We start from the raw sequence: 22,478 nt of genomic DNA on the forward strand, positions 1-22,478 counted from the left end.
CCATTTCTTCAGCCTCAGGCAACCGCAGCCCGCTGCCGCCGGGCAAGGACGAACCGGCCCGGCGGCGGTTGAGCGCCGATGAGCGGCTGGCAGGGCGCCGTGAACGGCACCGGTCGCCACTCCCCCGCCGTTCACCGCCTCGGATCGGCCGTTCACCGCCCCATCCGTCCCGCTCGTGGATCCGCACCGGGACAGGACGAGACTGTGAGGCGAGTCACCTTTTAGGATCGGCGCATGGCTTCAACGGCGAAGACCCCCACGAGGAAAGACCCCGCTTCCCCGGCCGCGCCGGGTGGCGGGAGCACGACGCGAGGCGGCCGGCCCGCACCCGGCCGCTCGCGCGTGTTCCACCGCGGCAGCGTCCGGATGCTCATCGGCGCCGCACTGCTCCTGGTGGGGTCTTTTACTCCGTGGGTCATCACTCCCCTCGGCTCGATCCCGGGCCACGCCGGCCCTGGCCTGATGACCCTCAGCGCGGGATTCATCGCCATAGCCGGCGCATTCCTCCCCTACCGCCGCGTGGCCATCGCGCACTGCTTCATCGCCGGCGCCGGGACCGCCGCGCTGCTGCTCTGGCAGCTGACCCGCCTGATCCAGCTCAGCGCCGTCACCGGCACCTGGGGCTCCATGCTCCCGGGCATCGGCATGGTGCTGTGCGCCGGCGGCTCCGTGCTGCTGATCGGCGCCGGCGTGCTCCTGCTGCGCTCCCGCTGAACCGGCAGCGCACCCCGCGGGCGAGCCCTACAATGACCGCATGATCGACGGCGACGGGGGCCCGGGCGACAGCGAGGACCTGGAGACCCGCGACACCCCTGCGGAGGTGGACGCCGCCTTCCGCACGCTGCGCCGCGTCGCCGTCGGTTACTTCCTCGTCTTCCTCGGTGTCGTGGCGGCGTTCCCACTGTTGTCCTTCACCCTGGACTGGTGGTCCGAGGCCCGGGTCCTGGGCGATCTCAGCCCCGGCTTCCTCACCGCCGCCATCGGCCTCTACGCCGTCTTCGCGGTGATCGGCATGGCTGCCGCTTCCCTGTCCTCCGCCGTGGAGGCCCGGATGCTGGGCGGGCCGCGCGACCCGGAGGCTGGTCCGTGAGCGGCGCCAGCATCGTCACCCTGCTGGCGGTGCTCCTCGTCGTGGTGGGCATCTCCCTGCTCACCCGCCCCCGGCACAGCTCCACCGTGGATTTCTACCTGGCCGGGCAACGGGTGGGCGTGGCGACGAACTCCTGGGCGATCTGCGGGGACTACCTCTCCGCGGCATCCTTCCTGGGGGTGGCCGCGGCAGTCTACGTCTCCGGCCTGGACGGCGCCTGGTACGCGGTGGGGTTCGCCGCAGGGTTCATTCCCGTCCTGCTGCTGGTGGCCGCGCCCCTGCGCCGGTTCGGGGAGTTCTCCCTGGCGGACTTCCTGGGGCGGCGCCTCGGCTCCGAGCCGGTGCGGCTGGCCACCGTGGGCGTCATCCAGCTCATCATCCTCGCGTACCTGGTGCCGCAGTCCGTTGGCGGCGGCATCACCTGGGAGCTGCTCGTCGGCCAGGGCCTGCTCGGCCTGTCGCCGTACGCGACGGGCGTGCTGATCTCCACCGCCGTCGTCGCCGCCGTGGTCGCGCTGGGCGGGATGCGGGGCACCACCTGGAACCAGGCGGTGCAGTTCCTGCTGCTCCTGATGGCGCTCATCTGGCTGGCGGCGATGGTGGCCTCCGACGGGTTCCGCTATGGGGGCGCGGTCGCGGAACTGAGCCGGGAACCCCTGATGAACCCGGCCTACACGCCGGAGGGGTGGGTACTCGTGCCCGAGGTGAACCAGATCGACGCCGGGCAGCCGGCGACCTTCGGCGAGCCCGGCTCGCGGTACGGCCGGCTGGGCCAGGTGGCGCTCGTGGTGACCCTCGCGATGGGCACCGCCGGGCTGCCCCACGTGATGAACCGGTACTTCACCGCACCGACCGGCAAGGCGGCGCGCACCACCACCGTCTGGGTGCTGGCGCTCGCGGGGCTCTTCTACGCCCTGGCGGTCATGCTGGGGGCAGCGGCCCGCGCCCTGATCCCCGGTGCCGTGCGGGAGCATCCCTGGCTGGAACCCCTCACCGTGGACGGAGTGCTGAAGATCCCCGAGCACGCTCTGCCCGTGCTCGGGCGGATCTACGGCGGGGAGGCCGGCCTGGGCCTGGTGGCGGCGGCCGCCCTGATCGCCGCCATGTCCACCGTCGCGGGTCTTCTGCTGGCTTCCGCGGCCACCTGGGGCCACGATGTGTACGAGCGGCATCTGAATCCGCGGGCCACCCAGCGCCAGGCCGTCCTGGCCGGCCGGGTCACCACGCTGGTCGCCGCCGCGCTGGCCGCCGGCCTGGCGCTCGTCCTGCACCCGAACGCCTTCACCCCGGCGCTTCCGTCCCTCGTGGCGACGATGGTCACCTGGGCCTTCGCGATCGCCGGTTCCGCCCTCACGCCGGTGCTCGTCCTGGCCATCTGGTGGCGCCGCACCACCGCCGCCGGTGCCCTGGCGGGGCTGACCACCGGAACGGTGCTGGCAGTGGCGATGTTCACCGCCGGGAGCCTGCTGCCCCCGTCCGCGGGACAGGAGCTGCTGGCGACGCCGACGCTGGTGACCGCGCCGCTGGCGACGCTCGTGATCGTGCTCGTCTCGCTGCGCACCCGGCCCCCTGCGGATGTCGATTCCGCCTGGGTGCTGATGCACGGCACCGCAGCGGACCGCCGCGCGGAGCGCCTGGCGGAGCTGACCGTCGGCGCCCGGCCCGCCCTGCCCTGGCGCGCCCTGCCCTGGCGCGGCCGAACAGACCGGCAACGCACCGGGGAACCCACCCACGAGGGCCTCGGTGACCGTCGCGGCCGGGGACTGAGAGGAGACCTCCCATGAGGGGCAGCGCGATCCTGGCCGGCGTCGTGGTCCTCATCTGGACCCTCGTCTACCTGATCACCCAGCTGTTCGTGGACCCGCCGCTGGGCGTGCTGCCCACGCTGGCCGCCGGCACGCTGCTCACGGTGGCCGCGGTGCTGGGCTATCCCTCGGCGCTGCGCGGCCCGCGGGGGCGACACCGCTCAGGCGGCTCCACCGGTCACGCGGGGCACGGGGAGGACGGCGACGCTGGCAGCGGGGTGCGCTCCCTCGCCGCCGCCGGCCGCTCCGTGCCCCTGCGCTCGGGCCTCACTCCCGACGCCGCCCGCCGCACCGCGGAGCTGCTGCGGCCCATGCTCGGCGGCGACGCCATCGCCATCACCGACCGGCGCGATGTCCTCGCATTCGTCGGCCCTGGCTCCGACCACCACCGGGTGGGCCGCGCCCTGCAGACGCAGGCGACCGCGCGGGCCATCCGCAAGGGCCGGACGATCGTGGTCCGGGACCGCTCGCATCTGGGCTGCACCGCGGAGGACTGCCCGCTGCAGTCCGCCGTCGTGGCGCCGCTGGCCATCGGCACCCGGGTGGTGGGCGCGCTGGGCGTCTTCCAGGCGCGCACGCAGATCCCGCCGAAGGAACTCGTGGAGGACATGGCGAACATGCTCTCCCTGCACCTGGAGCTGGCCGAACTGGACCGCGAGCGCCGGCTGGCCACGCACGCGCGGCTGGACGCGCTACGCGCCCAGATCAACCCGCACTTCCTGTTCAACGTGCTCAATACGATCGCCTCCAAGGCCCGCACCGACCCGGAGGAGGCACGCGAGCTGCTGCTGCGCCTCTCGGACTTCTTCCGGTACGCGGTCCGGCAGGACGGCCACTTCGCGGAGTTCGCGCAGGAGTACTTCTTCGTGCGGACCTACCTGTCGCTGGAACAGGCGCGCTTCGGCGACCGGCTGCGCGTGCGGTACGACATCGACCCTCAGGTCCTCACCACGCGGGTGCCGGTGCTGACCATCCAGCCGCTGGTGGAGAACGCCGTCAAGCACGGCATCGCCGGCCAGGTCTCCGGCGGGACCGTGCGGTTGCGCGCCCGGGTGGACCCGCTGACCCGCACCACCTCGATCCGCGTCTCCGACGACGGAGCCGGCATCCCGGAGGACGTCCTGGCCCGGCTCACCGCCTTCCCGGCGGCACCGCCGGAGGACGGCACCGGCGAGGAGAGCACAGCTGAGAACGGGACGCGGATGCGCTCGGGCGGGGTGGGACTGCAGAACATCTCCCAGCGCCTGGACTCCCTGTTCGGCGACCGGTATGACCTGCGCATCTCTTCCCCGCCCGGCGGCGGCACGGTGGTGGACCTCCGGCTGCCGCTGCGGTGAGACCGCCCGTGCTTCCGGCCGCGCCTGAAAGACGCGTGTGGCACGGCCCACACGCGTCCTATACTGACCGAATGCGGCCCCGAGCCTTGATCGTCGACGATGAAGCCCCCGCCCGGGAAGAGCTGCGCTATCTGCTGGAGCAGATCGGCGAGGTGCAGGTGGTGGGCGAGGCCACGAACGGCGAGGAAGCCCTCGTCCTGCTCGGCTCCCTCGACTACGACCTGGTGCTGATGGACATCCGGATGCCGGGCCTGACCGGCCTGGAGGCGGCAGCACGGCTGCGCGAGTTGCCGCACCGGCCGAAGGTCATCTTCACCACCGCCTACCCGGATCACGCGGTGGAGGCGTTCGACCTCGCTGCAGCAGACTACCTGGTCAAACCGTTCGACGCCGAGCGCCTGCAGCGAGCGGTCCAGCGCGCCCTGGGGGCACCGGAACCCGCCGCGGCCGGGCCCCCGCCCGCGGCAGCGGACCCGGCGCCGCGCTCGGAAGGCGGACGCGAGACCGACCGCCTGGTGCGCATCCCGGTCCAGCGGGAGGGCCGCACCGTCCTGGTGGACGGCGAGGCCATCGTGTACGCCGCCGCGACCCGCGGCTACTCGTCCCTCAAACTCGCCGATGAGCGGGTCCTGGTGTCCCTGTCGCTGAACGAACTCGAACGCCGCCTGAGCGGGCACTTCTTCCGCACTCACCGCTCTTACCTGGTGAACCTGCGGCATGTGCGGGAGCTGGTGCCCGACTTCCGCGGCACGCTCGTGCTCGTGATGAACGACCGTCAGCGCAGCCGGGTCGAGGTCTCCCGCCGGCACGCCCCGCAGCTGCGCCGCCGGCTGGGTCTCTGAGCCGCGCAGCTGTCCGGCCCGCCCAGCGCCCTCCGGCGCGCTCGCCTGTCCATCCCGCTCAGCCGGGCAGCAGGCGCACGGTGTGCTCGCGGTGCTGCTCGATCGCTTCCTCGCTGTAGCACAGCGGGAACACGTCATCGGCATCCCAGACGTCCACCAGATCGGCGTAGTGCTCGCTGCGGGGATCTCCGGACTGCCCGGGGGCGTTCACGGCGCGCGAGTCGTCCCAGGACCCGACGTCGATGGCGATCCGGAACGAGGCGCCGATGTGCTGCCGGCCAGGCCTGGTTCCCGGATCGTACCCGGACAGCCCGACCGTGTCGCCGCTGCCGGGACGCGGCCGCTCGTCCAGAACCGCCCACCCGGGCGCGTCCGGCAAGCCGGCCAGCGGATGGGCGAAGCGCATGACGTGATGCCGCCCCCAGTGCCAGGCCGGTTCTTCCGGCGGGCCGAGTTCGGCGTGCAGCTGCCGGTAGGCCGCGGCGAGAGTCCCGGCCACGATGGCGCGGCCGTCATCGACGGCGAGGGCTTCCCGCAGCAGCCGCAGCACCGGGCGCGGATCTCCCAGCGCCAGCGGCGCCGGAGCCAGCTGGGCCGCGGCCTCCCGGGCTGCCGTGCCCAGCGCGGAGCTGAGCCGCCATTCCTGCAGCGCCGGCCGCAGCAGCGAGAACCACCGCTCGTACAGGATCGGCTGGGGCGCATCGGCCCGCATCCGCCCGTCCCAGGGGTGTTCCTCCCCGACCCCGAACAGCGCCAGTGCGGCCCGGGCGTCGGCGGCCTCTGGCAGGCGCTCCCAGCTGGCCGCCACGGCCCGCTCACCCGGCCCGCCCGCGGCCTCCGCCGCACGCGCTTCCGCCATGCCAGAGCCGGTACTGTCCCCTGGCGCTCCCGCTCCCGGGACGTCCGCGCCCCGGCCTTCCAGCGGGAGAAGCGCCCCCAGCGCGCCGACCGCCTCGCGTGCCGGAACGCTCAGATCGTCGTTCTGCAGCCTGACGGTGTCCGCCATCGTCCAGCGGCGCTCCGCCGTCACGGAGCCGAGGACCTCGGCGGCGCGGCGGTACCGGAACGGTGACATCCAGTCCTGCGTGATGTGCACCTGCGCCGCGCCGCCGGCCGGCTCGGGCAGGTTGTACTGATTGGCGGAGGCGAACCATCCCTCCTGCGGGTTGTGCCGGCTGGGAAGCTCGTCGCCCTGGCGGAAGCCGGACCATTCGTAGCGGCCGTCGCCGGGAACCGGCAGGGAGCCGTCCCAGCCCTCGCGGATCGGCACCAGTCCGCCGGGGATCCAGCCGAAGTCACCGGAGACATCGGCGTACACCTGGTTCTCCCCCGGGGCTCCCCAGGCCATCATCGCGTCCCGGAACTCCCGGGTGTCACGGGCACGCATGTAGCGGATGCTGCCCAGGTACGGCGCCATGCCCGGTTCCAGCCAGGCGGCGCGGACCGCGAACGCCACCCGGTTCTCCGGCTCGATCCGCACGACGGGTCCGTGGCAGGAGAACCGGAGGGTGACGGCGCGTGCGTCCTCGCCGCGCACCGGGATGTCCTCGTGGACCTCATCGAACGGGCGCCACTGGCCGCGGTAGCGGTACAGGCCAGGGGCGTCCGGGTGGAGTTCGTAGACGTAGAGGTCCTCCTGATCGATGGGGAAGATCGTCAGGCCGAAGGCCACGTTGCCGTTGTGCCCGATGGAGACGCCGGGCAGGGCCGGTTCGCCGGCGCCGATGACATCGAACTCGGGGCAGCGGAGGTGACTGATGTAGCGCAGGGACGGCAGGGACATCGCCCGATGGGGGTCGTTGGCGAGGTGCGGGCGGCCGGTCGCCGTGAGCTCGGGCCCGACCACCCAGTTGTTGCTGCCGTCCGGCTCCCGCTCACGGCCGCCGACGGGGCGTCCGGCGCCGGCCCCGAACGTCACGGGCGCGCAGGCCAGCCGGTAGTCGTCCAGCACGGCCTGATGGAAGACGCTCAGATCGAGGCCTTCGGGGACCGGGGCGGGCGGGCCGGGTTCGCGGACGGCGCGCAGATCCTCCGCCCCCGCTCCCCAGCGGTGCAGGGTGATGGCGCGCGTGAGTTCCTTCTCCACATTGCCGTACAGACCGTGGGAGCGGATGAGGCACAGGTCTTCCGGGCGCCATCTGCCCGGCGTGAAGCCGGCGGCCTGGAAATCCGGTCCGAGCAGTTCCGGGTTCTCCTCGGTCGCGGCGATCCAGGCGTTGATCCCGGCGACGAAGCAGGTGGCGATCCGCTTGGCGTCCGGGCCGTAGGAGTTCCATTCGGCTCGCATATCGCCGCGGTACCGGAACAGCCGCGCCGCCCGGTCCTGCTCGGCATACGCCGGCCCGAGTGCCTCGGAGAGGAGGCCCAGTCCCCGGCGGCGGAAGAGGTCCAGCTGGAACAGCCGGTCGCGGGCGGCGATGAAGCCCTGCGCGGTGAACACGTCCTCGGCGCTGCTGGCGCGGATGTGCGGGACGCCCCAGCGGTCGTAGACGACCTCGACCTCACCGTCGATGCCCTCCAGAGTGTGCTGTTCCCGCTCCGCTGTGCCCGTCATGCCTCATGTCCTCCCGTCGCTGTCCTTCCCGACGAATCTATCGCCGCGGGACCTGCCGGCTGTGAAGCGGGTCACCAGGACGGCGGGTCCCCTTCGGTTTCCGGGGCCGCGCCGTCGCCCGTGCTGGTCTCGTAGGCTGGGCGGCGATGCGTCCGCCGACTGGACGGCGCGAGGTCCGCCAGGCGACCGATGAGGAGAGCGCAACATGCGGAGCAAGGCCCGGTACGAACGCTGGCAGGAAGTCACCGAGTGGCCGATGGCGATCGTGTCCCTGGTTTTCCTGGGGGTCTACGGCTATGTGGTGATCGGGAATCTGCGGCCCTCGGACACGGATTGGCCGCAGCAGGTCATGAACGGAATCTGGGTGCTGTTCGCGGCACACTATGTGGTCTCGCTGTTCCTGGCCCATGAACGGCTGCGCTGGTTCCTGACGCACCTGCACGAGCTGGCGATCGGCCTGACACGCGCACCACGCCGGCACCTGGTGCCACCGCCTCAGGAGGACCCGGACACCCCTGAACCGGGTGCACGGGGGCTCTCGGTGCCCAGTGCCGGGTGCCGGGTGCCGGGGTGAAGGTTTCCACCTGCCCTGCGCCAACCGCTCAGGCCCGTACTCGGCCCGGTGCCGCGCTGTTGACCGCTTGTTTCGGTCGCTGTCCGGCGACCTTCGCCCGTAGCAGCTCCAGCAGCCGGGCGATCGCAGGAGACCCCGCTCCGGTTCTCCTGGTCCGCACGACGATGGTCCGCTCCGGCGTGGGTTCGACCAGCGTGGCGACGGCGACCTTCCCCGGGTCGGCACGAACGCTGGAGTAACTCAGGCGCGGCATCACGGTGATGCCCGCACCAGCTTCGACGAAGGCGACCGCGGCGCCGTAATCCTGGGTCTCCAGCTGGAAGATCGGCGTGAATCCCTGGGCGGCACACGCATCGAGGAGGATCCGCCGGCACGCCCCCCTGGCGATGTCGTTGTCCACCCATGCCTCACCGTAGAGCTCCTTCAGCGGCACCTCGGTACGACTGGCGAGGCGGTGCCCGGCCGGCAGGACCACCACATAGGGCTCGGTGAGGAGTTCTTCGGTGTCGTAGCCATCGCGGATCTTCTCAGAATCCGTGCCGGGAAGGTCGACGGCGATCTCGACGTCGGTATCGCTGCCGGCTCCCTGGGTCAGTTCCCACAGCCTCAGGTCCAGCCGGAGATCGGGGAACTCGCGTGACAGCGTCGCCGCCACAGCCGGGATCCACGAGGCGCCGACGGAAGCGATGTGGGTGATCACCAGGGAACCGGTGCGTCCGCCGCGAAGGTCGGCGGCGAGGCATTCGAGCCGGGTGGCCTGTTCCAGCAGCGCCTCTGCCTCGGCGGCGAACCGGCGCCCGATGGTGGTCGGCACCAGGCCGCGGCCGCGTCGCTCCAGCAGTTCCAGCCCGGTCTCCCGCTGCAGCGCGTGGAGCTGCTGGCTGACCGCCGATGGCGTGTACCCGAGGTTCGCCGCCGCGCCGTTGACCGAACCGGAGGCAAGGACGGCACGGAAGGTACGCAGGCGGGTGAGGTCCAGCATGACACCACCATAAAGCACAGCTGAACGATGGTACAGGTTTCTTCGCTTGTGCTGAACTGTCCTTCGCGGCGAAGATCGTGACGTGACCACGTCTTCATCCCAGTCCGGCAAGCCCGCCGCAGGCCCGCCCTCCGCTGCGGCATCGGTGGCGCCTGTGACGTCCAGCGCCGGGTCGTCTCGCCCGGCCGGCGCTGCCACCCGTCCGCTCCTTCCGCTGGCAGCCGTCTTGACCACGGTGCTGATGTGGGCGTCCGCCTTCGTCGTCATCCGCTGGGCGGCCCCGGACATCTCCCCCGGGCCGCTCGCGTTGCTGCGGCTTCTGGCCGGATCGGTCACCCTGACGGTCCTGGTGCTCCTCGTGCGCCGCGGGCGGCCCCGCTTGCCGCGCGGAAAGGCGCTCGTGCTCACCGGCGTCTTCGGCGTGGCCTGGTTCGCGATCTACACGGTCGCGTTCAACTGGGCGGGCCACTACCTGGACGCCGGCACCATCGCGATGATCGTGAATCTCTCGCCGCTGCTCACCGCGCTCGGCGCGGTGCTGTTCTTCAAGGAGGCGTTCTCCCGGCGTCTCTTCCTGGGAATGGGGATCTCGCTCGCCGGGATCGCGCTCATCGCCGTGGCCGGCAGCACCGGACGGCTGGCGCTGACCGGCATCCTCATCGCCTTGGCTGCGGCGTTCCTCTACACCACCGGCATGCTGGTGCAGAAGGTGGTGCTGCGAACGGTCGATCCGCTCACCGCCACCTGGCTCGGCTGCCTGGCGGGAACCCTCGCGCTGCTGCCCTTCGCGGCACAGACCGCCGCGGAATGGGAGGGCGTCTCGGCCGGCACGCTGCTGGCCGCGGTGTATATGGGCGTCGGGCCCACGGCCCTGGCGTTCTGGTGCTGGGGTTACGCGATGAATCACTTCAGCACCGGTCGCGTGGCCTCCAGCACGCTGGCGGTCCCGGCGGTGGTCATCCTCTTGTCGGCCGCCACGCTCGGTGAGATCCCGCCGCCGATGGCGATCCTGGGCGGCGGCGTCTGCCTGGCCGGCGTGGCCGTCTCCCAGTGGCGGCGGTCCCGTCCGCGGCGGAGCCACTTGCCGGCGTGACGCACCCACCCTGGGAAGCCGCGGCGTCGGACCTGTGTCAGGTGCCAGTCGCCGCGGGGGCCTGGCCGCAGGAAGCCGCAGGCGGCATGCTGGAAAGATGCGCCTCTTCGCTTCCCTTCCGCTCCCCCGCGAGGTCGCCGCTCATCTCCAGCTGGTGGCCGGTCCGCTCGCCGATGTGGGTGGATTCGCCGCGAGCCGCGGCCGGCCGGCCGTGCGCTGGGTGCCGGCAGAACAACGGCACATCACACTGGCCTTCTACGGCGAGGTCCCGGACGGCGCGGCCGGTGATCTCCTCGCGGCACTGGACCGGGAACTCACGGCTCATCCTCCGCTGCGCCTGCGAGTGCGCGGTGCGGGAGTCTTCTCCGGACGCACCCTGTGGGCCGGTGTCCAGGAGGAAAACGGGCGGCGGCACAGCAGCCCGGACAGCGCGCTCATCAGGCTCATGACCGCCTGTGAGGAGACCGGCGGCCGCATCGCGGCCGGAACCGCCGAGGGCCGCGAACGCCGCAAAGCGCATATCACCCTGGCGCGGGCACGGGACCGGCGCGCAGCCGAGCCCGTGCTGCGCAGCCACGCCTCCGCGCTCTCGGTATACGAGGGGCCCGCCTGGACCGCGGACCGGGTGCTGGTGATGCGTTCGGACCTCGGTGCCGGCAAGGGCGGCACGGCGCTGCACACCGAACTGGCATCCATCCCGCTCGGCCACGCCGGCGACCCCCGCTGACGTAGCAGTGCGCGCTCGCGGCCACGCCGGCCACACCCGCCCCGTGTGAGCCGTCCCCACGCCGGCACCGGCCCGGCAGCGCGGCGGATAAGCTGCCCTCGGCGCCCTCATCCTCCCGAGGGGCCTTTATTCAAAGGAGAATGCACTATGACCGGCATCACCGTCCTCACCGGCGGGAAGATCTTCGATGGCACCGATTTCCTCGAGGAACCCACCGATATCGTCCTCGAAGGCGACCGCATCGCCGCCATCGGTCCCGGCCTGGCTGACGATCCGCGCTACACCGGCGCGGAAACGGTGGATTGCAGCGGCCGCACCGTCCTGCCCGGCCTGGTGGACCTGCACGTCCACGTGATGGCGGAGAACCCCGGTTCGGTGCACGAGTTCGTCGAGCCGTTCTCGCTGCAGTTCTACCGCTCGGCACGCAACCTCGCGCGCACGCTGGAAGCGGGCATCACCACGGTCCGCGACGCCGGAGGCGCGGACCTGGGCACCAAGCAGGCCGTGGATCAGGGCATCGTCCGCGGTCCGCGGATGCACATCGCCGTGTCGATCATGAGCCAGACCGGCGGGCACGGCGATTTCTGGCAGCCATCCGGTGCACACGCCCCGGGCATCGGCGGCACCCACCCCGGACGTCCCTCCGGGGTCGCCGATGGGGTGGAGGAGGTACGGAAGAAGACCCGCGAGATCCTCCGCGCCGGCGCCGACCAGATCAAGATCTGCTCCACCGGCGGCGTACTCTCCCCCTCCGACGATCCGCGGCACTCGCAGTTCACGGAGGATGAGATCCGCGTCATCGTGGAGGAAGCCGCCGCGCAGGGCACCTATGTCATGGCGCACGCCCAGGGCTCGGAGGGCATCAAGAACGCCCTGCGCGCCGGGGTGCGGACCATCGAGCATGGCATCTACCTGGACGAGGAGGCGATCGAGCTGTTCCAGGAGCGCGGCGCCGTGCTGGTACCCACGCTGGCAGCGCCCCTGGCGGTCCTGGCGAAGGCCGACACCGGCGTCAGCGGTCTGCCGCCGGCCGTGGTGGCCAAGGCCCGCGCCGTGGTGGAACGCCACCGCGAATCCGTCGCCCGCGCCATCGAGGCCGGCGTGACCGTCGGCATGGGCACCGATTCCGGCGTCGGCCCGCACGGGGAGAACCTGCAGGAGCTGTCCCTGCTGGCCGATCTGGGCATGGACCTGACCGGGGCGCTGCGCTCGGCCACCTCCATCGCCGGCGCTCTGGTCGATCCGAGCGGCCGCACCGGCAGGCTTTCCGAGGGCGCCCACGCCGACGTCCTCGTCCTGGACGGCGAGCTCGGCTCCATCGCTCAGCTGGCCACCCTGCCCGCCTCGATCCGCCAGGTCTGGAAGGCCGGCGTGCTGGAGGCAGGCGAAAAGGAGGCCACCGATGCTTGAGTCACCCGTCTTCGTCGTCACCCTGATCCTGGCCCTCGTCGCCGCCGGCGAGGTCATCTCCATCCTCACCCGCGCCTACGTCCCCGCACTGCTGGTGACGTTCATGGGCTACCTCATCCTGCTGTGGACCGGCGTGCTGGATCCGACCGTGGTGCCCGGCTCCGCACTGTCGGTGGCCGGCGCTGTGCTGGTGGGCGCAGTCATCACGCATATGGGCACGTTGATCCCGGTCAGCCACATCCGCGAGCAGTACAAGGCGATCCTGATCGCCCTCGGCGGTGTCGCCGGTGCCGCGATCCTCATCCTCGGCGTCGTGACGCTCGTCTTCGACTACGGCACCGCCGTCGCCGGCGCCGGACCGGTCACCGGCGGGATCATCGCAACGCTGCTCACCACGGAGGCGCTTCAGGAACGCGGCCTGGAGACTCTGATCGTCATCCCCGCGCTCATCCTGGGCCTGCAATCCCTGATCGGGATGCCGGTGACGAACATCCTGCTGCGCCGCTACGCCATCAGGGTCCGCGACCGGCTCGCAGTCCCGCAGACCGCCTCGGCCGGCGTCTCCGGCACGGACGCCGCCAACCCCGCCGGCGGTGCGCCGGCGGCGAGCACCAGCACCGACGCGCCTCCCGCCGAAGCCGCCCCGGCGCCTGCACCCCGCCGGGCGCTGCTGCAGTTGCCGGAACGGTTCCAGGAACCGCCCATCGTGCTCTTGCTGCTCTTCGTCTCCGCCAGCATCGCGACCGTGCTGGACGAGCTGACCGGCGTCAACTACGGCATCTACTGCCTGCTGCTGGGCGTCCTGGGACAGGTCACCGGCATCCTCCCCCGGCGCAGCATGGACAAGGCCAACAGCTTCGGTTTCGGCATGATCAGCGTGGTCGTCGTGGTGCTGGCCTCGATGAGCTCGGTGACCTGGGAGGACGTCTCCCGCGCCATCGTCCCGGTGCTGGTGATCCTGCTCGTCGGCACCGGCGGCGTGATGATCGGCGGCGCGATCGTCTCCAAGCTGGTCCGCTGGCACCCGACGCTGGGCATGCCGGTGGCGCTGACCGCGCTGTACGGTTTCCCCGGCGACTATGTCCTGGTCCAGGAGGTCGCCCGCTCCGTCGGCCGGGACGAGAAGGAACAGCTGGCCATCCGCGACCAGATCCTCACGCCGATGCTGGTCGGCGGGTTCGCGACGGTGACGACCTCGTCGATCCTGGTGGCCTCCATCCTGGTCTCCACGCTGTAAGCCGCCGGCCGCCGCTCAGAACCCACGGCTGTTCTAGATTTCCACTAGATTTCCACCGCACATCGAGGGTGGTTTTTCAGAACAGTCGTGGGTTTTCCCTCGGGCTCGCCGGGCGGCGGCACGGCGATGCGGCGGGACTCCCCGCAGGGACAGCGAAGTCGGGGAAACAGCGGCGCGGTCAGCCGTGCTGGCGCAGGAAGTCCTCGGCGCCGCCGACGAGTTCGGTGTGGCCCTGCTCCAGATCGGAACGACCCACCAGGGCGGCGATCTCCGCTGCGAACTCCTCGACCGTGTACAGCTTGCCCGCGGCCTCCCGCCGGGCGTCGATGGCTCCCGGCTGAGCACGCTCCAGCAGCGTCGCGGTGATGGTGCCCTCGATCATGTCCCCGGAGACGACGGTGAGCAGGATGCCCTTCTCGTCCAGGACCGGAATGAGATCGCGCAGCGCGTCCTCGCCGGCGCGTTTGGACCGCGCCACCGGCTCATAGGCGTCCATGGTGGCCGTCTGGTTGATGAAATGCGCCTGATGGCTGGTGACGAACACGATCTGGGATCCGGCCGGCATGACCTCCAGGGCGGCCTTCACCATGTTCACCTGGGCGTCGCGGTTGAGCGTGAGCGCGTAGTCCTCGCCTCGGCCGGCCTCCATGCCGCCGGAGGCGTTGAGGATCAGCAGGTCCAGCGAGCCGAAGTGCTCCACCGCAGCATTCACCAGGGTCGCCGCGCCGCCTTCCTCGGTCAGGTCCGCGCCCACGGCCACGGCTTTCCCGCCGGCTTCCTCGATGCCGGCGACCACCTTCTGCGCGCGCGGCGCCTTCTGCCGGTAGTTCACCACGACACCCGCGCCGCGCGCGGCGATCAGCGCGGCGGTGGCCGCGCCGATGCCCCGGGAGGAGCCCGTGATCACTGCGCCCTTGCCTTCGAGATCCTTCGTCGTCATGAAAGTGCTCAGCCCCGTTCCTTGAAGTCGTCTCTGTCGTCTTCGGCGGCTTACCGGCGGCTTGTGGTGCCATGCCGGGGTCCGTCGTGCTCCAGACATCGTATGGCCTCCGCCCGCCCCGACGCCTCCCGGCGGCCGGGCTCCCCAGGTCCGGCGGTCCCGGGGTCAACCGTCCGGCCGGTAAAGTAATCCCCTATGGGACCGGGATTCGACACGAGGGACGAGGTCACGCGCGGATGAACCTGAGCGCGGCGCAATGGTCGGTCCTCGGCGGCGTCTTCCTCGGCGGCGCCACGCCCTGGCTAGAGGCCATCGTCGTCATCCCCGGCGGCATCCTCGCCGGGGCCCCGGTGACGCTCGTGATACTGGCCGGGGTGACCGGGAACCTGCTGACGGTCGGCATCGCCGCCTGGTTCGGCGCACGCATCCGAGGGTGGTGGCAGCGCTGGCGGGAGAAGCGCAGAGCCCGCTCGGGCCGCGCCGGCGACCCCGAGGCCGAGGCGAAGCGGGCCCGCCGCCGGGCACGGATCGAACGGGTGATGTCGCGCTGGGGCATGCCGGGGCTGGCCATCCTCGGCCCCATTGGCCTGGGCACGCAGGTCTCCGCCGTGGTGGCGGTGGCCGCCGGGGTCAGCGCCTGGACGAGCTTCCTGTGGGTCGGCGCCGGCACGGTCGCCTGGAGCCTCGTCGCCGCGGTCGCCACCGTGGCGGGCGTCTCCGCCTTCGCCTGAGGGCCGGTCACCCAGGGCGGACGGTTCCGGTCGGCCCGCACCCGTTGCGCGGGCTGCTCCTTCCGCGGCTCAAGGCCCGGCCGCCGCCCCTTCACCCGACGACGCCGAGGAGTATGCGTCCAGCAGCCGCAGCGTATCCGCCAGCTGTTCCTGCCAGACGGCCCGGACGATGTCGATCCGGTCATCGGCGTCCTGCAGCCGTCCCAGGTAGCCGGCCAGCCCCGCGCTTCCGGACGGAGCAGCCTCGTGCAGTGCCAGCATCCGCAGCACCACCTCGGCCTGGACGCCGTAGATGGGGATCTGGGGTCCGCGCGGGGCGGTCAGCCCGATGAAGTACAGCTTCTCCAGGCCCGCGGGCACGATCCCGGCACCGTAGCGCAGCGGCACGTCCCGGCTGCGCTGCAGCAACGACTCGTCCAGGAAGGGAAGCGCCGCACGGAAGCCCGTGGCCTACAGGATCGTGTCGTAGTCCCGGCTGCTGCCATCGGCGAAGTGCACGGTACGCCCTTCGAACCGTCGCACCGCCGGCCTGATGCCGATCCGGCCGTGCTGGACCCAGTACAGCAGCAGATCGTTGACCACGGTCCGGCCCTCCGCCAGCGTGCGGTGCCTGGGCTGGGGCATGCCGGGGTAGTGATGCCACTCGCCGATGGACACCCGGGCCAGCAGCCGCGCAATCAGGTCCTGCTCCTCCGGGGCGAACTCGGCCAGCCACGGCACCTCCTGCCGGGGCACGCCGAAGTACGCCTTGGGCTGGAAGTGCACCCCCTCGCGGACGACGACGTCCACCTCGTAGCGGTGCGCGGCGGCATCGGCGGCCAGATCGCAGCCGGAGTTCCCGGCGCCGATGACGAGCACCCGCTGCCCGTCGATGTCACCGGTGTTGCGGTAGCTCCCGGAGTGCCTCTGCGCGCCGGTGAACGTGCCGGGCACCTCGGGGATGCGCGGCTCGTGCAGATGGCCGTTGGCGACCAGCACGCCGTCGTAGCCGATCCGCTCGCCCGTGCTGAGCGTGACCATCCAGCCGGCGTCTCCCACGGCGCCGCCAGAGGGTACGGGGACCACCGATTCCACGGCCGTGCCGAAGCTGATCGCCTCCTGCAGGCCGTGCTCGCGGGCGTAGGACACGATGTAGTCCCGCACCTCGTCGCGCCGCGGGAAGTGCGGGTAGCGGGCGGGCATGGGAAAGTCCTTGAAGTGCGTCGAATCCCGTGAGGTGATCAGATGCAGGGCGTCGTAGTCGGTGTGCCAGTGCCCGCCCACCCGGTCACTCTTCTCATAGCAGTCCACCCGGTGGCCGGCCCGGCGGAGTTCGTGGAGGGCGGACAGGCCGGCGGCACCGGCGCCGATGACGCAGTAACGGCTCATTGCAGGGTTTCCTTCGGGATTCTTCCAGCGGGCGGATGGGCAGCTTGGCTAGACGGCGGTCAGGCCGCCGTCGATGGGATAGACGGCCCCCGTGACGAAGGAGGAGTCGTCGGCGAGCAGGTACGCCACCAGGGGCGCGATCTCCTCCGGACCGGCACGGCGCCCCAGCGGCGCTGCCGAGCTGGTGCCGCCGGCGGGCTCATCGTCGTTCATCGGGGTGGCGACCCCGCCGGGGCAGATGGCGTTCACCCGCACATGGGGCGCCAGTTCCGCCGCGGCCACGCGGGTCAGTGCGATCACCGCGGCTTTGGAGGCGGCGTAGGCGGCATAGCCGGGCGAACCGGTGAGCGCGGCGGTGGAGGACACGTTCACCACCGCGCCGCCGGCCTCCCGCAGGGCGGGCCCCAGATGCTTGATGCCCAGGAACGGCCCATGCACATTGACCCGCTCGTGCAGCGTCCAGGCCTCCAGGGTGGTTTCGGCAAGGGCGCTGTACCGCAGGACGCCGGCGTTGTTGACCAGCCCGTGCAGGGGCGTTCCCGTCTCGCGGAATTCGGCGGCCAGGGCGGCCCAGTCGGCCTCCCGGGTCACGTCCAGGTGCCGGTAGAGGGCATCATGGCCGGCCGCCCGGAGCCCGGCCGTGGTCTCTTCGCCCTGCTCACCCAGGACGTCGGTGAGGATCACGCGGTGGCCGCGCCCGGCGAGCAGCGTGGCGTGCGCGGCGCCCTGGCCGCGGGCTGCGCCGGTGATGACGATGGTCTGCTGTGCGGTCATATTCCGTCCTTTCCTAGCGGAGCACATCGCCGCCGGAGAGCACCACGGTCTCCCCCGTCATGAAGCCGGCCAGATCGCCATCGGCCAGCAGTGCGATCCACCGCGCCACCTCCTCCGGCTGGCCTACCCGGCCCAGCGGGATGCCGCCTGCAGCGGCTTTCATCCGGTCCGTGGCGGCGGTTCCCGGCGTGGCGATCCAGCCCGGTGCCACGCCGTTGACCCGGATGCGCGCCGGGGCGAGTTCCAGGGCCAGCGATTTGGTCAGCATCACCACCGCCGCCTTCGAGGCACCGTAGAGCAGCTGGCCGGGAGAGACCTCGAAGGCGTCGACGGAGGCGATGTTGACGACCGCGGCACCGCCGGTCAGGCGAGGGCGGCAGGCGGCGATGACGTTGAGCACGCCCAGGACGTTCACGTCGAAGATGTGGCGGTAGATCGCCTCGTCGTAGGTCTCCAGGGTGCTGGGCGGGTAGACGCCGGCGACATTGGCGACGACATCGATGCTCTCTGCCGGACCCAGCGCCGCTTCGACGGCGGCCGCCAGGATTTCCCGGGAACGGACATCGGCGGCCACCGGCGTATAGGAGCCGGCGTCGCCGGTGGCCGGCACGGCGTCGGCGCCGGCGAGGTCGATGCCGATGACGTGCCTGCCCCGGGCGAGGAATTCCCGTGCCGTAGCCAGGCCCATCCCGGAGGCCGCGCCGGTGACGATCACCGCGCCCTGCTCGTGCTGTGTCATGTCTTCCATTGCACTGTGCCGCAGGCCTCAAGGACAATGCTCACTATCAGAGAGCAGCTCAAGGCTTTTCCTTGAACGCCGTGCGCTGGGGGCCGGGGGCGCGACCGCTCCGCACGCCAGGCACAGACCCGAGAACGAGGAGGACCCGTGGCTCTTCCGACGGTGCGCCAGCTGGAGTACTTCGTCACCGCCGCCAGGGTGGGCACGCTGTCCGCCGCGGCGGCGGAGCATCACATCGCGCAGCCGAGCCTGTCGGAGCAGATCGCGGTGCTCGAGCGCACCCTCAGAGTCCCCCTCTTCACGCGCACGTCACGCCGGCTCCTGCTCACCGACGCCGGCAAGCAGCTGCTGCCGCTGGCCGAACGCGCTCTGCAGGACACCCGCGAGATCGAGCTGTGGAGCCGGCGCATCCACGATGTGGAGCACGGCACGGTCTCCTTCGGGACCTTCAGCAGCGCCCATCTGTATCTGCTCCCGCATCTGGTCCGGGACTTCCGCGCGGCGCATCCGGGCGTGCGGATCCAGGTGGCCGGCCTGAACTCCGCGGAGGTCGCCGAGGCGGTGCGCACCGGCCGCCTGGAGGCCGGGCTGGTGCAACTGCCGGTGGACGATCGCGAACTGGCGGTGACCCCTCCCGTGTTCACCGATCAGGCCGTCTACGCCGCACGCGATCCGGAGCGCACCCGGGAACCGGTGGACATCCGCACGCTGGCCGCCCGTCCGCTGGTGCTCTCCGAGGCCCGCTGGGAGTACACCGATCCGCTGCGGGCCACGCTGCTCGAACGCGCCCAGCGCGCCGGCGTCGCCCTGGAACCGGTGGTGGAGGTGGAGTTCCAGGCGCACGCCTTCGAGCTGGCGGCGCAAGGGGTGGCGGACTGCCTGGTGTCCTACCACGTGGGCCGGAGCCAGTTCACCGCCCGCGGGATGAGCTGGGCGCCGCTGGACCCGCCCCTGTACGAGCATTACGCCTTCATCACCAGGAAGGACGGGGCCATCTCCCCGGCGACGAAAGCGTTCATGGACCTCGCCCACCGGCTGCTCAGCGAGCTGGCCCGAGCACCTGCATCAGCGCATCAACCCGGATGATGCGGGCTGCCCTCGCCCAGGCCGAGAGCGCCACGGTCGTCACGCTCGACTCCGATTTCGGCAGATCCTCCGGCGTCACCTGGTCGCAGCCGGGCAGCGACGGCGGTCTGCTACGGTCACGGCGAGCTTCGGTCAGTCCGTGACCACGACGCCCCGCGCACCGATAAAAGCTGCGCCATCGAACACCTGAAGGCGGAGACGATAAGCGTGCCGCTGGCCCGTCACAGCGCAGCGCGCAGCCCGCGGCCCGGGTAGGCGTCAATGACGATGTCGCCTTCCCGCACCACGAACACGCCATCGACCAGCACATAGTCAATGCCAATCGAGGGCCGGGTGCTGTCGAGGTACGTGGTCTGGTCAGTCACCTTCTCGGGGTCGATCACCACCAGGTCGGCATCGGCGCCCACCCCCAGGTGGCCCTTGGCCCGGAACGCCTCAGTCGTGGAGTCCATCACCCGCGCGGGCAGATAGCTGCACCGCCGGAATGCCTCAAGCCACGTCCACAGGCCGTTCTCCCGCACCATCATCCGCAGGGAGCGGGCATAGGTGCCCGAGGTCCGCGGGTGGGTGGTCCCGCCCTCGGGCAGCGGCCACTCGCGGGTGTCCGTGCTGCCGTCCGGGAAGGTGACGTGCATGGCATCGGAAGCGACGATGCCGTCGGGAAAGGCCAGGGACTGCTCCAGCAGCGCGCGGTCGGCGGGGTTCTCGTCGTCGATGAACTCGACGATGCACGCCGCACCCGGATCCGTCGTCCGCACATGCCGCAGATGGGCCTCGTCCCGGATCCGCTCACCGGTGGTCACCAGCACGATGTTCCACGGCTTGAGATCCCAGGCCGGCAGACGCTCGGGGGCGAGGAAGGCCGCACCGATGCCAGTGCTGCCGGCACCGTAGGGGTAGGTCTCGACGGTGATCGAGGCCCCGCCCGTGCGCGCGTCCTCGATGGTGCCGAGGGTGCGCTCGATATGGCGCCGCGAGGTGCTGTTGACATGGCAGTGGTGCACCTGGCCGCCCAGATCCATCGCGATCTGCGCGGCCTCCAGGGTGCCGTCGATCGGCGTGGTGGGATCCGATTCCACGATCTCGCGCACATGCGTGAAGGTGGGCACGCCCGCCCGGGCGGCCAACTCGTTGACCGCCCGGTACTCGCGCGGATCCGTGCGCGGGGCGTAGCCCTGCAGGATGCCGATGCCCAGGGCGCCATCGGCCAGCTCGCTCTCCAGCCGTCCCAGCCAGGCCTGCAGCTGCGCTGGTGAGGAGTCTGCCTGCCAGGCGGGGTCGGCGATCATCGAGAGGCCGTTCACGAAGTCCGCGTCCGCTTTGCGGCCGGACAGCACCTCGGCCCGGGCCATGCCCCAGGAGGCCGAGAACCCGAAGTTGATGGGCCGGCCCTCCTTCTGGGCATTGGCATAGGCCAGCTCCACCGGCAGCAGGCCGGCCTCGAGCTCGAGCGCCGTAGTGACGCCGTCGCGGGCCTGCAGACGCTGCCCCGCTACGGAATTCACATGGCTGTGGAGGTCCACGAAGCCCGGTCCCACCACCTTGCCCGTGACATCGACGACCGCGGCCTCGGCCAGCGCCGCATCGCTCAGCAGTTCGGAGCCCACCGCGGCGATCTTCCCGTTCTCCACCAGCACATCGGCCTGGCGATCCGTCCCGGTGCCGGGATCGACGACGCGCCCGCCGCGCAGCAGTACGGTGCTCATCGTGCGCCTCCCTCCGTATGCTCGCCTGTCTCGTCCCCTGCATTCTCCTCCGTCGTGACATCGCGCCTGGGCAGGCAGCGGATGCCCACATAGGCGCAGTCACGGCCATCGACCTCCGTGAACGCGACCGAAGCCCAGGGGCTGAGATCGTCGGCCCGAGTCACGAAGTGCGCGGGAGCGCCGGCCGGCAGCAGCTCCAGGGTGTCCGGCTCGGCGTCCCCGGCGAGGACTCCGGCCTTGAGGCGCGCCTCCAGAGTGCCCTGCTCGGACTTCCGCACCTCCAGCGAGGTGCTGGCATCGGCATAGGTGCCCAGCAGGCTCTCGTCGAGGACCGCGTCCTCAGCCGGGCCCGCAGGAGCCGCCGTGCTCGGGGGCGCGGTCCCGGCGAAGACCTCCGCGAAGGCTCCATAGACCTCGGGCGCCGCGGCCGGGGCGACGCCGCCGTTGCAGAACACCACGAACACCACGCCGTCCTCCGGCAGCACCTGGAACCACGCGTTGTTGCCGATCGTCGTACCGCCGTGCCAGTACACCCGATGACCGTTCCAGTCATCGAGCATCCAGCCCAGGCCCCACTGCGGGGCCATGGTGGCGGCCGCGGGATCGAGGGTGACCTGCGGGGTGGTCATCAGCTCCACGGACTCCGCGCTCAGCAGGCGCGTTCCGCCGGGACCGGCCCCGCCGCGCAGGAACGCTCCGCCGAAGTCCAGCAGATCGTCGACGCTGCTGGTGATCAGGCCGGCAGGGCCCATCGAACGAGTGATGAGCGCGGTGGGCGCGGGCAGCCAGTCGCGCTGGCCGGGCTGGCGCACATGCCCGTACTGGAAGCGATGGCCCATCACCTCCTCGGGCAGGGTGAAGAAGCGGTCGAGGTCCAGACGCTGGCTGATGCGCGCTCGCAGGGACTCGTCCCAGGTGCGGCCGTCGAGCACTTCGATGATGCGCCCGGCGAGCACGAAGCCGGAGTTGCAGTAGGACCAGCCGGTACTGGGAGCGAACAGCGACTCCGCGGACTTCAGCGTTGCCACGTATTTCTCCAGGCAGTCGTCGCCGCGGCCGGTGTCGGTGAACAGATCGCCGTCGATGCCCGAGGTGTGGGTGACGAGGTGCCTGACCGTGATCGTGCGGGCATCGACGGAACCGAGCTCCAGATCCTGGAGGATGTCGGTCACCGGGGTGTCGAGGTCGAGCTTCCCCTCCTCCCGCAGCTGCAGGATCATCGTCGTGGTGACCACCTTGGTGATCGAACCCACCTGGCACAGCGTGCCGGGCGTGCTGAGCACCCCGGTGCGGGTGTTGCTGACACCGGTCGCGGCCGTGAAGCGCTGCTCCGCGCCGGTCACGGGGTCGATGCGCAGGACGCCGGCCACGATGCCGGGAACATGGTGACGCCGGGCGATCTCGGCGAGGAGGTTCTCCCAGGGGGCGGGGTCGAATGCGAGGGGACTGAGGTTCTCAGGCATGGATTCTCCGTTTCTCCGGA

General features: G+C 71.3%; 21 protein-coding genes. 12 read left to right on the forward strand and 9 right to left on the reverse strand.

Going from position 1 to position 22,478, the window contains the following annotated elements:
- The first annotated feature begins 234 nt into the window (after positions 1-234).
- The 5 genes from IEW13_RS09455 to IEW13_RS09475 all read left to right on the forward strand — a co-directional run bounded on the left by IEW13_RS09455 (position 235) and on the right by IEW13_RS09475 (position 5,074).
- Positions 235-714: a hypothetical protein gene (locus IEW13_RS09455; protein ID WP_229745053.1), complete on the forward strand. Its 480-nt coding sequence runs from the start codon at positions 235-237 to the stop codon at positions 712-714.
- A 40-nt stretch (positions 715-754) separates the two neighbouring features.
- Entirely contained in the window at positions 755-1,090 is a 336-nt protein-coding gene (locus tag IEW13_RS09460; RefSeq protein WP_188550684.1) for a hypothetical protein, read from the forward strand.
- Positions 1,087-2,874: a sodium/solute symporter gene (locus tag IEW13_RS09465; protein ID WP_188550685.1), complete on the forward strand. Its 1,788-nt coding sequence runs from the start codon at positions 1,087-1,089 to the stop codon at positions 2,872-2,874. Before IEW13_RS09460 ends, IEW13_RS09465 begins: the two co-directional genes overlap by 4 nt.
- Positions 2,871-4,232 carry a histidine kinase gene (locus IEW13_RS09470; protein WP_188550686.1) on the forward strand — a complete coding sequence of 454 codons (1,362 nt, stop codon included), beginning with the start codon at positions 2,871-2,873 and terminating at the stop codon, positions 4,230-4,232. Before IEW13_RS09465 ends, IEW13_RS09470 begins: the two co-directional genes overlap by 4 nt.
- Before the next feature lie 71 nt (positions 4,233-4,303).
- Entirely contained in the window at positions 4,304-5,074 is a 771-nt protein-coding gene (locus IEW13_RS09475; RefSeq protein WP_188550687.1) for a LytR/AlgR family response regulator transcription factor, read from the forward strand.
- 58 nt (positions 5,075-5,132) lie between these two features.
- Here IEW13_RS09475 and IEW13_RS09480 read toward each other — a convergent pair whose 3' ends face one another.
- Entirely contained in the window at positions 5,133-7,628 is a 2,496-nt protein-coding gene (locus tag IEW13_RS09480) for a penicillin acylase family protein (RefSeq protein ID WP_188550688.1), read from the reverse strand.
- Positions 7,629-7,833: 205 nt separating this feature from the next.
- Here IEW13_RS09480 and IEW13_RS09485 point away from each other — a divergent pair, with 205 nt between their 5' ends.
- Positions 7,834-8,202 carry a hypothetical protein gene (locus tag IEW13_RS09485; RefSeq protein WP_188550689.1) on the forward strand — a complete coding sequence of 123 codons (369 nt, stop codon included), beginning with the start codon at positions 7,834-7,836 and terminating at the stop codon, positions 8,200-8,202.
- Between the two features lie 28 nt (positions 8,203-8,230).
- On the opposite strand, the gene IEW13_RS09490 is transcribed toward IEW13_RS09485, so the two are convergent.
- On the reverse strand, positions 8,231-9,184 hold the full coding sequence (locus IEW13_RS09490; protein WP_188550690.1) for a LysR family transcriptional regulator: 954 nt from the start codon (positions 9,182-9,184) through the stop codon (positions 8,231-8,233).
- Between the two features lie 82 nt (positions 9,185-9,266).
- Between IEW13_RS09490 and IEW13_RS09495 the strand changes: the two genes are divergently transcribed.
- From IEW13_RS09495 to IEW13_RS09510, 4 genes are all read left to right on the forward strand, one after another.
- Complete coding sequence (locus tag IEW13_RS09495; RefSeq protein WP_229745054.1) at positions 9,267-10,277, forward strand: DMT family transporter; 1,011 nt, start codon at positions 9,267-9,269, stop codon at positions 10,275-10,277.
- A gap of 97 nt (positions 10,278-10,374) precedes the next feature.
- Positions 10,375-11,004, forward strand: coding sequence for an RNA 2',3'-cyclic phosphodiesterase (gene thpR, locus IEW13_RS09500; protein WP_188550691.1), 630 nt, complete (start codon positions 10,375-10,377; stop codon positions 11,002-11,004).
- A 147-nt stretch (positions 11,005-11,151) separates the two neighbouring features.
- The gene (locus IEW13_RS09505; protein ID WP_188550692.1) at positions 11,152-12,414 is read left to right on the forward strand and encodes a metal-dependent hydrolase family protein; all 1,263 of its coding nucleotides are present in this window, start codon (positions 11,152-11,154) and stop codon (positions 12,412-12,414) included.
- Entirely contained in the window at positions 12,407-13,651 is a 1,245-nt protein-coding gene (locus IEW13_RS09510; RefSeq protein ID WP_188550693.1) for a hypothetical protein, read from the forward strand. Before IEW13_RS09505 ends, IEW13_RS09510 begins: the two co-directional genes overlap by 8 nt.
- Positions 13,652-13,829: 178 nt before the next feature.
- Here IEW13_RS09510 and IEW13_RS09515 read toward each other — a convergent pair whose 3' ends face one another.
- Positions 13,830-14,591: an SDR family oxidoreductase gene (locus IEW13_RS09515; protein WP_188550694.1), complete on the reverse strand. Its 762-nt coding sequence runs from the start codon at positions 14,589-14,591 to the stop codon at positions 13,830-13,832.
- Positions 14,592-14,827: 236 nt separating this feature from the next.
- On the opposite strand from IEW13_RS09515, the gene IEW13_RS09520 reads away from it, so the two are divergent.
- Positions 14,828-15,322, forward strand: a complete 495-nt coding sequence (locus tag IEW13_RS09520; protein ID WP_188550695.1) for a small multi-drug export protein — start codon at positions 14,828-14,830, stop codon at positions 15,320-15,322.
- A gap of 69 nt (positions 15,323-15,391) precedes the next feature.
- Here IEW13_RS09520 and IEW13_RS17440 read toward each other — a convergent pair whose 3' ends face one another.
- Genes IEW13_RS17440 through IEW13_RS09535 form a run of 4 tightly spaced genes read right to left on the reverse strand, consistent with a single transcriptional unit; the run spans position 15,392 to position 18,203 of the window.
- Entirely contained in the window at positions 15,392-15,730 is a 339-nt protein-coding gene (locus IEW13_RS17440) for a hypothetical protein (RefSeq protein ID WP_229745055.1), read from the reverse strand.
- A gap of 42 nt (positions 15,731-15,772) precedes the next feature.
- On the reverse strand, positions 15,773-16,690 hold the full coding sequence (locus tag IEW13_RS09525; RefSeq protein ID WP_229745056.1) for a flavin-containing monooxygenase: 918 nt from the start codon (positions 16,688-16,690) through the stop codon (positions 15,773-15,775).
- Positions 16,691-16,738: 48 nt separating this feature from the next.
- The gene (locus tag IEW13_RS09530; protein ID WP_188550696.1) at positions 16,739-17,464 is read right to left on the reverse strand and encodes an SDR family NAD(P)-dependent oxidoreductase; all 726 of its coding nucleotides are present in this window, start codon (positions 17,462-17,464) and stop codon (positions 16,739-16,741) included.
- 13 nt (positions 17,465-17,477) lie between these two features.
- The gene (locus IEW13_RS09535; RefSeq protein WP_188550697.1) at positions 17,478-18,203 is read right to left on the reverse strand and encodes an SDR family NAD(P)-dependent oxidoreductase; all 726 of its coding nucleotides are present in this window, start codon (positions 18,201-18,203) and stop codon (positions 17,478-17,480) included.
- Between the two features lie 147 nt (positions 18,204-18,350).
- Between IEW13_RS09535 and IEW13_RS09540 the strand changes: the two genes are divergently transcribed.
- Positions 18,351-19,289, forward strand: a complete 939-nt coding sequence (locus IEW13_RS09540) for a LysR family transcriptional regulator (protein WP_188550698.1) — start codon at positions 18,351-18,353, stop codon at positions 19,287-19,289.
- Between the two features lie 221 nt (positions 19,290-19,510).
- Here the strand turns inward: IEW13_RS09540 and IEW13_RS09545 are convergent, their stop codons facing one another.
- Positions 19,511-20,995, reverse strand: coding sequence for an amidohydrolase family protein (locus IEW13_RS09545; RefSeq protein WP_188550699.1), 1,485 nt, complete (start codon positions 20,993-20,995; stop codon positions 19,511-19,513).
- Positions 20,992-22,458 (reverse strand): serine hydrolase domain-containing protein, encoded by a 1,467-nt coding sequence (locus IEW13_RS09550; protein ID WP_188550700.1) that lies wholly within the window; start codon positions 22,456-22,458, stop codon positions 20,992-20,994. Before IEW13_RS09550 ends, IEW13_RS09545 begins: the two co-directional genes overlap by 4 nt.
- Between the last annotated feature and the right edge of the window lie 20 nt (positions 22,459-22,478).

Source organism: Sediminivirga luteola, from assembly GCF_014639315.1.
Taxonomy (GTDB): Bacteria; Actinomycetota; Actinomycetes; order Actinomycetales; family Brevibacteriaceae; genus Sediminivirga; species Sediminivirga luteola.

Coding starts and splice junctions, on each gene's coding strand:
- IEW13_RS09480 (WP_188550688.1), bottom strand. CDS start 7,628: ATGACGGGCACAGCGGAGCGGGAACAGCACACTCTGGAGGGCATCGAC.
- IEW13_RS09475 (WP_188550687.1), top strand. CDS start 4,304: ATGCGGCCCCGAGCCTTGATCGTCGACGATGAAGCCCCCGCCCGGGAA.
- IEW13_RS09455 (WP_229745053.1), top strand. CDS start 235: ATGGCTTCAACGGCGAAGACCCCCACGAGGAAAGACCCCGCTTCCCCG.
- IEW13_RS09515 (WP_188550694.1), bottom strand. CDS start 14,591: ATGACGACGAAGGATCTCGAAGGCAAGGGCGCAGTGATCACGGGCTCC.
- IEW13_RS09520 (WP_188550695.1), top strand. CDS start 14,828: ATGAACCTGAGCGCGGCGCAATGGTCGGTCCTCGGCGGCGTCTTCCTC.
- IEW13_RS09490 (WP_188550690.1), bottom strand. CDS start 9,184: ATGCTGGACCTCACCCGCCTGCGTACCTTCCGTGCCGTCCTTGCCTCC.
- IEW13_RS09470 (WP_188550686.1), top strand. CDS start 2,871: ATGAGGGGCAGCGCGATCCTGGCCGGCGTCGTGGTCCTCATCTGGACC.
- IEW13_RS09545 (WP_188550699.1), bottom strand. CDS start 20,995: ATGAGCACCGTACTGCTGCGCGGCGGGCGCGTCGTCGATCCCGGCACC.
- IEW13_RS09505 (WP_188550692.1), top strand. CDS start 11,152: ATGACCGGCATCACCGTCCTCACCGGCGGGAAGATCTTCGATGGCACC.
- IEW13_RS09485 (WP_188550689.1), top strand. CDS start 7,834: ATGCGGAGCAAGGCCCGGTACGAACGCTGGCAGGAAGTCACCGAGTGG.
- IEW13_RS09550 (WP_188550700.1), bottom strand. CDS start 22,458: ATGCCTGAGAACCTCAGTCCCCTCGCATTCGACCCCGCCCCCTGGGAG.
- IEW13_RS09510 (WP_188550693.1), top strand. CDS start 12,407: ATGCTTGAGTCACCCGTCTTCGTCGTCACCCTGATCCTGGCCCTCGTC.
- thpR (WP_188550691.1), top strand. CDS start 10,375: ATGCGCCTCTTCGCTTCCCTTCCGCTCCCCCGCGAGGTCGCCGCTCAT.
- IEW13_RS09460 (WP_188550684.1), top strand. CDS start 755: ATGATCGACGGCGACGGGGGCCCGGGCGACAGCGAGGACCTGGAGACC.
- IEW13_RS09535 (WP_188550697.1), bottom strand. CDS start 18,203: ATGACACAGCACGAGCAGGGCGCGGTGATCGTCACCGGCGCGGCCTCC.
- IEW13_RS09530 (WP_188550696.1), bottom strand. CDS start 17,464: ATGACCGCACAGCAGACCATCGTCATCACCGGCGCAGCCCGCGGCCAG.
- IEW13_RS09525 (WP_229745056.1), bottom strand. CDS start 16,690: ATGAGCCGTTACTGCGTCATCGGCGCCGGTGCCGCCGGCCTGTCCGCC.